General features: G+C 74.7%; 11 protein-coding genes. 5 read left to right on the top strand and 6 right to left on the bottom strand.

Annotated elements, in window-relative coordinates:
- Positions 1-61: 61 nt before the first annotated feature.
- A complete protein-coding gene (locus tag Asera_RS10975) occupies positions 62-1,759 on the bottom strand; it encodes an FAD-dependent oxidoreductase (RefSeq protein ID WP_030449274.1) in 1,698 nt (565 codons plus the stop codon).
- Between the two features lie 186 nt (positions 1,760-1,945).
- Here Asera_RS10975 and Asera_RS10970 point away from each other — a divergent pair, with 186 nt between their 5' ends.
- From Asera_RS10970 to Asera_RS10960, 3 genes are read left to right on the top strand one after another with little or no spacing between them, the layout of a single operon-like run.
- Positions 1,946-2,356: a type VII secretion target gene (locus Asera_RS10970; RefSeq protein ID WP_030449273.1), complete on the top strand. Its 411-nt coding sequence runs from the start codon at positions 1,946-1,948 to the stop codon at positions 2,354-2,356.
- On the top strand, positions 2,356-4,311 hold the full coding sequence (locus Asera_RS10965; protein ID WP_157035144.1) for an alpha/beta hydrolase: 1,956 nt from the start codon (positions 2,356-2,358) through the stop codon (positions 4,309-4,311). Before Asera_RS10970 ends, Asera_RS10965 begins: the two co-directional genes overlap by 1 nt.
- Positions 4,308-4,709 (top strand): hypothetical protein, encoded by a 402-nt coding sequence (locus Asera_RS10960; RefSeq protein ID WP_030449271.1) that lies wholly within the window; start codon positions 4,308-4,310, stop codon positions 4,707-4,709. Before Asera_RS10965 ends, Asera_RS10960 begins: the two co-directional genes overlap by 4 nt.
- A gap of 100 nt (positions 4,710-4,809) precedes the next feature.
- Here the strand turns inward: Asera_RS10960 and Asera_RS10955 are convergent, their stop codons facing one another.
- Positions 4,810-6,096, bottom strand: a complete 1,287-nt coding sequence (locus tag Asera_RS10955; RefSeq protein WP_244843829.1) for an APC family permease — start codon at positions 6,094-6,096, stop codon at positions 4,810-4,812.
- 66 nt (positions 6,097-6,162) lie between these two features.
- Between Asera_RS10955 and pdxR the strand changes: the two genes are divergently transcribed.
- Positions 6,163-7,620: a MocR-like pyridoxine biosynthesis transcription factor PdxR gene (gene pdxR, locus Asera_RS10950; protein ID WP_030449269.1), complete on the top strand. Its 1,458-nt coding sequence runs from the start codon at positions 6,163-6,165 to the stop codon at positions 7,618-7,620.
- Positions 7,621-7,719: 99 nt separating this feature from the next.
- Here pdxR and Asera_RS10945 read toward each other — a convergent pair whose 3' ends face one another.
- A complete protein-coding gene (locus Asera_RS10945) occupies positions 7,720-8,838 on the bottom strand; it encodes a GuaB3 family IMP dehydrogenase-related protein (RefSeq protein WP_030449268.1) in 1,119 nt (372 codons plus the stop codon).
- A 139-nt stretch (positions 8,839-8,977) separates the two neighbouring features.
- Entirely contained in the window at positions 8,978-10,504 is a 1,527-nt protein-coding gene (gene guaB / locus Asera_RS10940) for an IMP dehydrogenase (RefSeq protein ID WP_051802946.1), read from the bottom strand.
- Between the two features lie 265 nt (positions 10,505-10,769).
- On the opposite strand from guaB, the gene Asera_RS10935 reads away from it, so the two are divergent.
- Positions 10,770-11,141 (top strand): DUF5319 family protein, encoded by a 372-nt coding sequence (locus Asera_RS10935; RefSeq protein WP_030449266.1) that lies wholly within the window; start codon positions 10,770-10,772, stop codon positions 11,139-11,141.
- Between the two features lie 24 nt (positions 11,142-11,165).
- Here the strand turns inward: Asera_RS10935 and Asera_RS10930 are convergent, their stop codons facing one another.
- Both Asera_RS10930 and shbA read right to left on the bottom strand, forming a co-directional pair.
- The gene (locus Asera_RS10930; protein ID WP_030449265.1) at positions 11,166-12,044 is read right to left on the bottom strand and encodes a hypothetical protein; all 879 of its coding nucleotides are present in this window, start codon (positions 12,042-12,044) and stop codon (positions 11,166-11,168) included.
- A gap of 67 nt (positions 12,045-12,111) precedes the next feature.
- Positions 12,112-12,696: an RNA polymerase sigma factor ShbA gene (shbA, locus tag Asera_RS10925; protein WP_030449264.1), complete on the bottom strand. Its 585-nt coding sequence runs from the start codon at positions 12,694-12,696 to the stop codon at positions 12,112-12,114.
- Between the last annotated feature and the right edge of the window lie 205 nt (positions 12,697-12,901).

Here is a 12,901-nt window from a genome sequence, read left to right as displayed (position 1 = left end):
CCGACCGCGGCAGGTCGGCTGCCGGGTCGCGGGCAGATCACGACAGGTCGGGGCGAACGCCTCAGCGGGCCGGCCGGAGGCGCAGCGCCGCCGGCGCGGACGGCGGGACGACCGGGTCGGACGGCGGCACCGGCTCGACCCGCCGGTAGTCGGCGCCGAGCGGCGGGCGCGGATCGTCGGCGCCGTGGTTCGGCCACAGCGAGACGGCCCGCTCGGCCTGTGCGGTGATCGTCAGCGACGGGTTGACGCCGAGGTTCGCCGACACCGCCGCACCGTCCAGCACGTGCAGCCCGGGGTGCCCGTACACCCGCTGGTAGGCGTCGACCACGCCGTGCTCCGGGTCGGCGCCGATCGGGCAGCCGCCCAGGATGTGCGCCGTCAGCGGGATGTTGAAGATCTCGCCCCAGCTGCCGCCCGGTGTCCCGTCGATCAGCTCGGCCAGCCGGCGTACCGCCTCGTTGCCGGCGGGGATCCAGCCCGGGTTCGGCTCGCCGTGCCCCTGGCTGCTGGTCAGCCCGCCGAACGGGCCGCGCCGCCGGCGGACCGTCAGCGAGTTGTCCAGCGACTGCATCACCAGCGCGATGATGGTGCGCTCGGACCAGCGGCGGGTGGAGATGCCGCGGGCCAGCGCGCCCGGATGCCGGGCCGCCTCGGCCAGCCACTTCAGCGACCGGGGCAGCCGCCCGCCGCCGTCGGTGAGCAGCGTCTGCAACAGCCCCATCGCGTTCGACCCGTGCCCGTACCGGACGGGTTCGATGTGGGTGTCCGGGTCGGGGTGGAACGAGCTGGTGATCGCCACCCCGCGGGTGAAGTCCACGTCCGACCGGTTCGACTTCGCGCCGACGATCGACTCGGAGTTCGTCCTGGTCAGGGTGCCGAGTGCGGGCGAGAGCCCGGGCAGCACCCCGGTGTCACGCATCTCGTGCAGCAGCCGCTGGGTGCCCAGCGCACCGGCCGCGAACACCACCTGGTCGGCGGCGAACGCCTGCCGGTTGGCCCGCGTACCGACCGAACCGGTCCGGGTCATCTCCACCCGGTACCCGCCGCCGGGCCGGGGCCGGACCGCGGTGACCGTGCTGCGCGGGAAGACCCGTGCGCCGGCCTTCTCCGCCAGGTAGAGGTAGTTCTTGACCAGGGTGTTCTTGGCGTTGTGCCGGCAGCCGGTCATGCACTCGCCGCACTGCAGGCAGCCGCTGCGGGCCGGGCCGACACCGCCGAAGTACGGGTCCTCGACGGGCTCACCCGGGGTACCGAGGAAGACACCGACCGGCGCGTTGTGGAACGTGTCGCCGACACCCATCTGCTCGGCGACCGTGCGCATCGCCCGGTCCGACGGCGTCTCCCCCACGTACGGCACGACGCCGAGCATCCGTTCCGCCTGGTCGTAGTGCGGCGCCAGCTCGGCCGACCAGTCGGTGATGTCGGCCCACTGCGGGTCGGCGAAGAACCGCTCCGGCGGCCGGTAGAGCGTGTTCGCGTAGACCAGCGAGCCGCCGCCGACACCCGCACCGGACAGTACCAACACGTTGCGTAGCAGGGTGATCCGCTGGATGCCGTAGCAACCCAGGCGGGGCGCCCAGAGGAACCGGCGCAGCCGCCACGACGTCTCCGGGAACTCGTCGTCGGCGAACCGGCGACCGGCCTCCACGACGGCCACCCGGTAGCCCTTCTCGGTCAGCCGCAGGGCCGCGACGCTGCCCCCGAATCCGGACCCGACGATCACCACGTCGAAGCCGGCGATCGGCTCGGTCACAGTCATCGTGCTCCTCCGGCTGCGGGGTTTGCGTCGATGGACAATGATCCCCCGTATGGCACCTGATGGGTAGCGCGCCGGTGGTATGGCGTGGTGCGCGGTCGCTGGTCGGCCGCACCGCTGCCCGAGCAGGTACGGGGGATGCTCGGCACGGCGGTCCATCTTCGGTACGCGGGCAGGAGGGAGACGGTCATGACCGCGGACCGGTTCGAGGTCGACACCGATCGGTTGCGCAGCGCCGCCGCCCGACTGGCCGAGATCGGCGACCGCCTCGGCCACCCCGTCGAGTCGGGCCAGCGCCCGACCGGTGGCACCCCGACGACTCCGTCCGGCGACGCCCGGCCAGGCCGTTCCGACGCCGCGACCGGCCCGGACGAACCGCTCGGCCCGATGCCGGATCCGGCCCAGCTGCTGGGCGACGCCGGGCTCGACGGCTGGTCGTTCGGCTCGGCGCTGTCCCGGCTGCACGCCAGCTGGGACGCCTGCGTCGCGGGCCTCGCCGCCGACTACTCCGACCACGCCGACCAGCTGCGCGCCGCCGCCGACCGGTACGACGACACCGAACGCATCATCGACCAGGTGCTGCGCGGCGGCGACTCGTGATGCTCACCGTCGAACAGCTCCGCCAGGTACGGCCGGGCCGGGTCGCCGCGGTCGCCGACGCGCTGCGCGCCGACGCCGCCCGGATGGCATCGGTGGTCGAGCAGGCGGTCGAGTCCGCCGGCAAGGACCTGGCGAACTGGCACGGGCCGGCGGCGACCGCGTCGACCGCGCACCGGCACGCGCTGGTCGACGACGCGCGCCGGCTCGGCGAGGCGCGTACCCAGGCCGCGACGGTGGTCGCCGACGTGGCCGAACGGCTGGACGAGGCGACCCAGCTGCTGTCGCTGGCCGACTCGTTCGCCGAGCTGGTCGGCTGCCGGGTGCACGGCCGGGCCGAGGTCACCGTGCTGCCGTCCACCATGCTCGGCCCGCTGGCCAACGTGTACGACTCGGTCCGCCGCACCGCCGCCTCGCTCGCGGCCCGCGCGCTGGTGGTCGCCGAGGCGGCCGACCTGCACGCGTCCCGCGAGCTCGGCGCCGCGCCGGGCGAGCTGGCCGACCCAGAACCGGCCGACCGGCCGCAGGTCACCGCCCCGCCGGCCGGCGCCGGCGGCAGCGCGCTGGCGAGCGCCGACGACGCGGACCCGGACCCGCCGGCCGAGCAGCCCGACGACGCCGACCGGCTCGACGAGCTGTCCACCCGGCACAGCTCGGTGCACGACCTCGCCCCCGCGGTGATGCTGCTGTATGCCGGCATGTCCGCGGCGCGGCGGCGGGCCGCCCGCACGAAGCGGCCGAGGCTGGTCGCCGGGCTGCCCGGCGCACCGCTGCCGGAGCGGTACGCGGCGAGCCGGCAGCTGATCGACGAGAGCCGGTCGGAGCTGCGGCGCAGCCGCAGCGAGCTGGCCGCCGCGGCCGGCGGCGAGCGGTCGGTGGCCCGGGCCCGGACCACCGATGCGATCAACCAGCGGATCGGCACGCTCAACTCCTTTCTCGCCACCCGCGCGGTCAGCGCGGTCGACCCGGCCAGCGGTTCCCGCGTCACCAACCGGTACGAGCGCAGCTTCCTCGGCTTCGACCCGAGCGGCGCCGGCCGGGTCGCGGAGGTGTTCGGCGACCTGGCCCGGGCCCGCAACGTCGCGGTGCTGGTCCCCGGCGGGCGCAACGGGCTGGACACGTTCAACTCGCTCGCCGCGGACGCCCGGCTGCTCGCCGACACCGCCGGCGCCGGTACCGCGGTGGTCGTCTGGCTGGGGTACGACTCGGCCGGCGCGGCGGGCCCCGGCGGGATGTCGGCGCGGGCCCGCAGCGGGGCGACCGCGCTGCGCCGGTTCGTCGCCGGGATCACCCCGAACCTGCTCCCGGGTGCCCGTACGGTGTTGCTCGGGCACGGTTTCGGCACCGTCCTGGTGGCCGCGGCGCTGCGCGCCGGGTACCAGCCGGACGACGTGGTGTTCGTCGGCAGCGCCGGCCTCGGCGAGCGCATCAGGTCGGCGGCCGACCTGCGGCCGGCGACCCCGAGCGGCCGGGACGACCTGCCCGACCCGGTGCTGCGGGCGCACACCGGCACCCGCTGCTGGGCCGTGCGGGCACCGGGCGACACCCTCGCGTACTCCAGGGTGCACGGCGCCGATCCGGCCGACTTCGCCGACGTGACCAGGCTGGACACCCAGGGCGGGACGGAGGTCGTCGGGCACGACCGGTACTACGCGATCGGCAGCGAGTCGCTGGACAACCTGGCCCGGGTGGTCGCCGGCCGGCTGACCGAGGTGACCGGGACCGACACCACGCTGGAGGAGGAGCTCGCGCTCGCCGGGCTGGACCGGCCGGCGGCGGTGGTGCACCCGCCCGGCCAGGCACCGGTCGACGGGGTGCTGGGCAGCCTCGACGGGGTCCTCACCCGACCGGCCACGGACCGTTCGTCCCCGGCGGCGCAGCAGCCGACGATGGCGCAGTCGAGCGGCACGCAGCGGCCGGCTGCCACGCAGTCTCCGACGACGGGGGCCGGCGGATGAGCGAGCCGCGCCGGGCCACGAACCCATACCAGGCCCGCGACGAGCTGCGCGGCCTGTTGCTGGTGACCGCGGTGGCGGCGGTGCCGGACCAGCATCCGGTCGTCGCGGTCGACGCCGGGCCGATCGGCGCCGGCGCGCTGTCCGACGGTGCGGCCCGGTCGCTGGTCAGCCGGATCCGGGTGGAGATCGGTGACCTCGCCGACGGCGACCCGGAGCATCGGATCGCCGCGGTCCGCCGGCACCTGGTGGCGGAGGGCTGGTCGGTGGTGCGCAGCGCCACCGGCGGCGACACGCTGGAGCTGGTGGCGGTGCGGGCCGGCTACACGATCGCGGTGAGCCGGCACCGGGCCGAGCGGCGGCTGGTGCTCACCGGCGAGACCCCGCCGCTGCCCGCCTGAGCCCCGGCGGTGCTCGGCGCCCAGGAGGATGCGCCGGCGCCTCGATTTGCCCGAGGCCCCGGCGGCGCTCGGCGCCCGGGAGGATCCGCCGGCGCCTCGGTCACTGCCCGGCGCGGGAGAGTTCGGCCTCGCCGGTCGGCTCCGGCGCGCGCCGCCGGCCGTGCCGCAGGTGGTCGTAGCACAGGGCAGCGGCCGCCACCGCGAGCGTCCACAGCAGGTACCAGCCGGCCAGCACGAACAGCGCGGACACGCACAGCAGCGCGAACGCCGCGGCCCGGCGGGACCAGCTGCGGCGCGGCAGCAGCTTCACCGCCGCGGCCGTACCCAGCACGTACACCAGGACGAACGAGCCGGTGGTGAGCCGGGTCGGTACCTCGGTGCCGGCGCCGGCGACCGCGACCACCAGCAGCGCCAAACCGCCCATCACGGTCACGACGGCGAGGCTGCGCCGCGGTACCTCGCCGGCCTGGCTGCCGTGCGCGAACCAGCCGGGCAGCGCGCCGTCCCGGCCGAGCGCCGCGCCGAGCTTCGCCGCACCGGAGAAGTACGCGTTCATCGCGCCCAGCGTGAGCAGCACGGCGGCGACCGCGGCGAAGATCCGCACCCCGCCGCCGAACGCGATCGCGAGCAGGTCGGCCAGCGGCGCCTGGGCGTGCCCGGCGGCGGCGCCGAGCACGAGCACGCTGGCCGCCGCGATCGCCAGGTAGAGCACCCCGATCACGATCAGGGCGGCGGCGGTGGCGCGGGGCAGGTCGCGGGCCGGCCGGCGGAAGTCCGCGGCCAGCGCGGTGACCGCCTCCCAGCCGGCGAACCCCCAGACCAGCAGCGTCGCCGCGGACACCACCGCGAGGCCGCCGTGCGGCGCGAACGGATGCAGGTTGGTCAGGTGCGCGTGCGGCGCGGCGGCGATCGTGGCGACCAGCAGCAGCGCCACCAGCAGCCCGGCCAGGCCGACCTGGATGCGGCCGGACAGTGACACCCCGAACGCGTTCGCGGCGGCGACCGCCAGGATCATCAGCCCGGACACCACGATCGTGGTGGTACGGCCGCCGCCGAGCGCGGCCGACACGTACCCGGCGCCGAACATCGCGGCGGCCGGCGCGCCGGTCATCACCGCCAGGTAGAAGCACCAGCCGACGACCGTTGCGGCCCGCCGGCCGAACGCGCGCCGGACGTAGGTCGACACGCCGCCGGCGTCGGGGTACCGGGCACCGAGCGCCGCGAACGACGCCGCGAGCGGTACCGACAGCACGATCAGCGCCAGCCAGGCCAGCAGCGACGCCGGCCCGGCGGTACGGATGGCGAGTGCGGGCAGCGTGATCACGCCGGTGCCGAGAACGGCGCCGATGGTCACGGCGGCGCCCTGTACCGAGGTCAACCGGCTCATGGCCGCCACGCTACGGTGCGACATTGGCGCACCGACAGGCCAAGATCTGTGATCTCGACTGGACCAATGGGTAGGCTGCTGCTCGTGGTCGACGTGCACATCAGCCTGGCCGGCCGCGGCGACCGGACCACCCGGATCTACCGGCAGCTGCGGGACGCGATCGTGGACGGCCGGCTGCGGTCCGGCTCCCGGCTGCCGCCGAGCCGCGAGCTGGCCGACACGCTCGCGGTGTCCCGCACCACCGTCACCGCCGCATACGAGCGGCTCATCGCCGAGGGATTCCTGACCGGCCGGGTCGGCGCCGGTACGTTCGTGCGCCCGGTGTCGACCGCGCCGGCCGATGCGCCGACCGCGCCCCGGCAGGGGGTCCGGCCGCGGGCGATCTGGCGGCAGCTCGCCGCCGAACCGGCACCGGACGCGTCCCCGGCCGCGTACGACTTCCGGGTCGGGGTGCCGGACCCCGACCTGTTCCCGCTCGCCACCTGGCGCCGGCTGGTCGCCGCCGAGCTGCGCGCCACCACGCTGCGCCGACCGCCGTACGCGGAGTCGGCCGGGCTGCCCGCGCTGCGCGCCGCGATCGCCCGGCACCTGGCGCTGTCCCGGTCGGTCCGGGCCGGCGCCGACGACGTCGTCGTCACCCAGGGCGCCCAGCAGGCCATCGACCTGCTCGGCCGGGTACTGGTCGAACCGGGCGACCGGGTCGCCGTCGAGGACCCCGGATACCTGCCGGCCCGCCAGGCGCTGCGGGCGCTCGGTGCCCGGCTCACCGGCGTTCCGGTGGACGGCGAGGGCATCGACGTGACCGCGCTGCCGGACGACGCCCGGCTGGTGTACGTGACACCGTCGCACCAGTTCCCGCTGGGGGTGGCGATGTCGCCGGCCCGCCGGCACGCGCTGCTCGACTGGGCCGGCCGGCACGGCGCGGTGATCGTCGAGGACGACTACGACAGCGAGTTCCGGTACGGCGCCCGGCCGCTGGATCCGTTGCAGAGCTTGGACACCGCCGGCCGGGTCGTGTACGTCGGATCGTTCGCCAAGACGATGGCGCCGATGCTGCGGCTCGGGTTCCTGGTCGCGCCGGCGTCGCTGATCCCGGCGCTGCACGCGGCCCGCCGGGTGGCCGACTGGTACGGCGACCCGGTCATCCAGGGTGCGATGGCGCGGTTCATCGACGAGGGGCTGCTGGCCCGGCACGTCCGCCGCGCCCAGCGCACGTACTCGGCGCGCCGCGAGGCACTGCTCGCCGCCCTGGACCGCCGGTTCGGCGACCGGCTGTCCGTGGTTCCGTCCGCCGCCGGCCTGCACGTGGCCGCCCGGCTGACCGAACCCGATCCCGACCTCGGCGCCCGGCTCGCCGCCGCGGCCCGTCAGGGCGTCGCGGTCGACCCGCTGGATCGCTTCTGCACCAACGAAAACCGGCAACAGGGCCTGGCCCTCGGCTTCGGCACCGTGCCCGCCGAGCAGATCGACGACGGCATCCACCGCCTCGCCGACGCGCTGCGCGACCGCCCCGGGCGCCGGTGAGAAGCCGCTCCGAACCGACCGCTCAGCGGTCCGAGCCGGCCAGCCCGCTCACCGGCCCAGATCAACCAGACCGCTCGACGGTCCGAGTCGGCTCGACGGTCAGCGGTCGAGGATGAGGTTGACGCGCTGGAACTCCTTGAGATCGGAGTAACCGCACTTGGCCATCGCCCGGCGCAGCCCGCCGAACAGGTTCATCGCGCCCTCCGGGTCGTCGGACGGCCCGTACAGGATCTCCTCCAGGCTGCCGAGCTGCTCGCCGGCCGGGCTGAACATGCCGCGCGGCAGCTTCGGGTGGCTCGCCGCGGAGTGCCACCAGGCGCCGCCGGCCGGCGCGTCGGTGGCCATCGTCAGCGGCTCGCCCAGCATCACCGCGTCCGCTCCGCAGCCGAGCGCCTTCGCGATGTCACCGGAGGTGGACAGGCCGCCGTCGGCGATCAGGTGCACGTACCGGCCGCCGGTCTCGTCCAGGTAGTCGCGCCGCGCCGCGGCCGCGTCGGAGATCGCCGTCGCCATCGGCACCCGGATGCCGAGGACCGTGTCGGTGGTGGAGAAGTCGTCCGCGCCGACGCCGACGATCACGCCGGCCGCGCCGGTACGCATCAGGTGCAGCGCCGTCTGGTAGTTCGTGATGCCGCCGGCCACCACCGGCAGGTCGAGGTCGGCGATGAACTCCTTGAGGTTCAACGGCTCGTCGGTGCTCGAGACGTGCTCGGCGGACACGATCGTGCCCTGGATGACCAGGATGTCGATGCCGGCGTCCAGGATCACCGGGGCCAGCTGCAGCGTGTGCTGCGGCGATACCCGCACCGCCACGGTGCCGCCGGCGTCGCGGATCTGCTTGACCCGCTCGCCGATCAGCTCCGGCCGGATCGGCGCCGCGTACAGCTGCTGCAGCCGCCGGGTGGCGGCCGCCTCCTCGTCCAGCTGGCTCAGCTCGTGCAGCACCGGGATCGGGTCCTCGTACCGGGTCCACAACCCCTCGGCGTTCAGCACCCCGAGGCCACCGGCCCGGCCCAGCGCCACCACCGACTCCGGGCTCATCGTGGCGTCCGACGGGTGCCCCACGCACGGGATGTCGAACCGGTACGCGTCGAGCTGCCAGCTGGTCGACACGTCGTCCACGTCCCGGGTGCGGCGGGTCGGCACGAGCGCCACCTCGTCGAGGTGGAACCCGCGGCGCGCCGCCTTGCCCATTCCGATCTCGACCATGTCCCGCACGATGGACCCCTCCCGCCATCCGGAGCCCGGATCGCCGCGCTGTCCGGAACTCACACCCGAAACGGCACTGTACCGGTCACGGTGACCGGCACGTGCGTCGACGGGACCACCCGATCGGTACGCGGAACCGGTCGGCGGCTCAGCGGGTGTGGTAGTTCGGCGCCTCGGCGGTCATCAGGATGTCGTGCGGGTGGCTCTCCTTCAGACCGGCCGCGGTGATCCGGATCAGCCGGCCGCGCTGCTGCAGCGACGGCAGCGTCTGCGCGCCGGAGTAGAGCATCGCCTGCCGCAGCCCGCCCACCAGCTGGTGGGCCACACCGCGCAGCGGCCCGCGGTAGGGCACCTGGCCCTCGATGCCCTCCGGGATCAGCTGCTCGTCAGTGGACACCTCACCCTGGAAGTACCGGTCCTTGGAGAACGACTTGCCGGCACCGCGGGTCTGCATCGCGCCGAGCGACCCCATCCCCCGGTACGACTTGAACTGCTTGCCGTTGATGATGATCAGCTCGCCGGGGCTCTCCTCGCAGCCGGCCAGCAGCGAGCCGAGCATCACGCTGTCCGCGCCGGCCACGACCGCCTTCGCGATGTCACCGGAGAACTGCATCCCGCCGTCGGCGATCACCGGCACGCCGAGCGGCTTGCACGCGGCGACCGTGTCCATGATCGCGGTGATCTGCGGCACCCCCACCCCGGCGACCACCCGGGTGGTACAGATCGAGCCGGGCCCGACGCCGACCTTGACCGCGTCGACACCGGCCTCCGCCAGCGCCTTGGCCCCCTCGTACGTGACCACGTTGCCGCCGATGACCTGCACCCCGGTGTCCGCCTTGATCCGGGACACCATCTCCATCACGGCCCGGCTGTGGCCGTGCGCCATGTCCACCACGACCACGTCGACCCCGGCGTCCACCAGCGTGCGGGCCCGCTTGTACGACTCGTCGCCGATGCCGACGGCCGCCGCCACCCGCAGCCGGCCGGCCGGGTCCTTCGTCGCGTCCGGGTACTGCTCGGACTTGGTGAAGTCCTTCACGGTGATCAGACCGCGCAGCCGGCCGTCGTCGTCCACCAGCGGCAGCTTCTCCACCTTGTGCTGCTGCAGCAGCGCGAAGGCGTCCGCGCGGGCCACCCCGACCGGCGCGGTCACCAGCGGCTGCGGCGTCATCACCGCGCCGACCTTGGTCTGCTTGTCGGCCACGAACCGCATGTCGCGGTTGGTCACGATGCCGAGCAGCACGCCGTCCGGCCCCACCACCGGGACTCCGGAGATCCGGTACCGGGCGCACAGCGCGTCGACCTCGGCAAGGGTGTCGTCCGGCGAGCAGGTCACCGGATGGGTGATCATGCCGGCCTCGGACCGCTTCACCAGGTCGACCTGGCTCGCCTGGTCGTCGATGGACAGGTTGCGGTGCAGCACGCCGATGCCGCCCAGCCGTGCCATCGCGATCGCCATCCGCGCCTCGGTGACCGTGTCCATCGCCGAGGACACCAGCGGCATGGCCAGCTCGATGTCCTTGGTCAGCCGGGTTGCCGGGGTGATCTCGGCCGGATCGACGTCCGACTCGACGGGCTGCAGCAGCACGTCGTCGAAGGTGAGGCCGAGCGGTAGCCGGGCGGCGGCGCCGAGCGGCAGGTCCTGGGAATGGTCGACGGGATGCGTGGCAGCCATGTTGATCCGATCTTGGTTGACCCCGGTGGCCGGGCCTGGTCGTCTTCCGGCACGCGGGAACCGTCGGCACGCCGGGCGTCAAGCGCTGCCACCGGCCGCGTGTTCCGATCCTACGCCCGGCAACTTGCCAGCCACGCGGGCTGCTCCCGGGTGCGGTCCACGGCACTGCGGGACGCCCGTACCGGCGTGGAACCTGCCTGGTTGTCGGGATCACCCGGCGGCGCACGGGCGGCGAACGAGCGTACCCAGGCGATACCGTGGGTTCGTGCGTGACGAGCCGCTCGACCCCTTCGCGAACGACCCGACCGATCCGGCCGCCGGGTTGTTCGGCGGCGTGCCCGGGCGGCCGCTGGCCGACGACGAGCGCGACGAGGTCACCGCCGAGCTGGCCGAGCTGGACGAGTTCCAGCGGTTCCTGGAGCCGACCGGGATCCGCGGCGTGGTGTTCGACTGCGACGACTGCCATGCGGCCCACTACGTCGCCTGGGAACTGCTGCGCAGCAGCCTGCACCACGTGCTCGAGCACGGCCACCCACGGTTGCACGAGCCGGCCTACCAGCCCGACCCGGACCACTACGTCTCCTGGGAGTACGCGCGGGGTTACGTCGACGGGGCCCAGGCCACCGACCACGGCTGACCCGGCGCACGCCGGGCCGACGGCTCACTTCCCGTCGTCGTCCCGGTGCGGGCCCTTGCCGTGGCCCGGCTTGCCCTCGTTCGACGACTCCGCCTTCGTGGAGGCTTCGGGACTCGCCGAGTCCTCCCCGCCGGGCGTCGTGTTCCCGGCGCCCGCGGACGAGTCGGAGGGCGACGGCTCCGCCGACCCGGTGTCGCTGGCCTGCGGGGACGGCTGCTCGGGGCTGGGCATCAGACTGGGCGTCGGCCCCGGCCCGCCGGCACCGTCCGGGGACGGGCTCAGCCCGCGGCGGACCTCGTCGGCCTTGCGGCGCAGCGTTCGGGCCGCATCGTCGGGCAGGTGCCGGACGTGCTTGTCGGCGTCGGCGAGGTAGCGCCGGGCGTCGTCGTCGCGGCCTTCCTTCGCCGCCTTGCGGGCATCGTCCACGTCGGCGGCCGCGGCCGAGCGGTGCTCGGCGACCGCCGCCCGGTCCGGATAGATCACCTTCGTCACCGGGAACAGCGGACTGTCCGGTGCGGCACCACCGGCGGCCATCGCCACCCCGGCGAACCCGCCCGCGGCCAGCACCGCGAACCCGGTGGCCAGCACCAGCCGACCCGACCGGCGACGCGCCCGCGCGGCCCGGCGCGGCCGGGACCGGTCCGGTGCCGGCCCGGTGGGTCCACCACGCCGGATCCGGGGCAGCTGCGGCGGCCGGCCCGACGGGGCATCCGTCGCGCCGCTCTCGTCGGTGAGGATGTCCTCCCGCCACGCCGCGAGCAGCTGCAGCGCGGGATCGTCGTACCGGATGTCGTCGTCGGCCAGCCCGAGCAGGGCGTCGAGGACGCGGTCGTCGCGCGCCACCGCGTCCTCGGACGGGGTGGTCTCGCCCGTCTCGGCGGGCGGATCGGACCGGGTACTCATGGCCGGTCTCCGCTTCGCTCCGACCGGGCACGAGGCACGAACACGCCCCGCCTCATGATTCGATCGCTCATACTCCGACCTCGTCGTACAGCTCGGCGGCGAGGGCCCGCAGCCGGTTCAGCGCGCGGTGCTGGGCGACCCGGACCGCGCCGGCGGTCATGCCCAGGGCGTTGCCGGTCTCCTCGGCGGTCAGGCCGACGCCGACCCGGAGCACGACGACCTCGCGGTGCTGCGGCGTCAGCCGCTCCAGCAGGCCGCGCATCCGGCCGGCCGCATCCAGCGCGATCGCCCGCGCCTCGGGCCCGGCGTTCAGGTCCACCTGCTCGGGCAGCGTCGCGACCGGCTCGGACCGGTCCCGGGCGGCGCCGCGGTGGGCATCGGCGACCTTGTGCGCGGCGATGCCGAAGACGAACGCGGTGAACGGCGATCCGCCCGCCCGGTACCGGGGCAGTGCACCCAGCACGGCGATACACACCTCCTGCGCCACGTCGTCAGCCGTCGTGTACGCGCCGCGGCCGGTCCGACCGAGTCGAGCACGGCAGTAACGGACAACGATCGGCCGGATCCGCGTCAACAGCTCCTCGACCGCAGCGCGGTCGCCGCCGCCGGCGCGTACGGCGAGCTCGGTGAGCCCCGCCTCCGGTGATGTCATCGCCCGCTCGCACTCTCCCGTTACGAACCTTCCGCCGAACGGTAGCGTGTTTGCGGCGATCTTCGCATAGAGGTCTTGGCCAATCAGGGCACCCGTGGGCCCCTGACGGTGCCCATTGGTGCAGGTCGGGCGACCGGACCCGGCCGGCACGGGCCGGCCGATCCGGACCACCCACGCGGGCCACCCGGCATCGGGCGCGGTGTGG

It is taken from the genome of Actinocatenispora sera (assembly GCF_018324685.1).
Taxonomy (GTDB): Bacteria; Actinomycetota; Actinomycetes; order Mycobacteriales; family Micromonosporaceae; genus Actinocatenispora; species Actinocatenispora sera.
Note: the sequence above shows the minus strand (reverse complement) of the source record. Positions and strands in the feature narration are given on the sequence as shown.

Excerpts from the sequence above, each read along its gene's own strand:
- Asera_RS10930 (WP_030449265.1), bottom strand. The coding sequence starts at position 12,044 with ATGAGTACCCGGTCCGATCCGCCCGCCGAGACGGGCGAGACCACCCCG.
- shbA (WP_030449264.1), bottom strand. The coding sequence starts at position 12,696 with ATGACATCACCGGAGGCGGGGCTCACCGAGCTCGCCGTACGCGCCGGC.
- Asera_RS10960 (WP_030449271.1), top strand. The coding sequence starts at position 4,308 with ATGAGCGAGCCGCGCCGGGCCACGAACCCATACCAGGCCCGCGACGAG.
- Asera_RS10955 (WP_244843829.1), bottom strand. The coding sequence starts at position 6,096 with ATGAGCCGGTTGACCTCGGTACAGGGCGCCGCCGTGACCATCGGCGCC.
- Asera_RS10975 (WP_030449274.1), bottom strand. The coding sequence starts at position 1,759 with ATGACTGTGACCGAGCCGATCGCCGGCTTCGACGTGGTGATCGTCGGG.
- Asera_RS10965 (WP_157035144.1), top strand. The coding sequence starts at position 2,356 with ATGCTCACCGTCGAACAGCTCCGCCAGGTACGGCCGGGCCGGGTCGCC.
- guaB (WP_051802946.1), bottom strand. The coding sequence starts at position 10,504 with ATGGCTGCCACGCATCCCGTCGACCATTCCCAGGACCTGCCGCTCGGC.
- Asera_RS10970 (WP_030449273.1), top strand. The coding sequence starts at position 1,946 with ATGACCGCGGACCGGTTCGAGGTCGACACCGATCGGTTGCGCAGCGCC.
- pdxR (WP_030449269.1), top strand. The coding sequence starts at position 6,163 with ATGGGTAGGCTGCTGCTCGTGGTCGACGTGCACATCAGCCTGGCCGGC.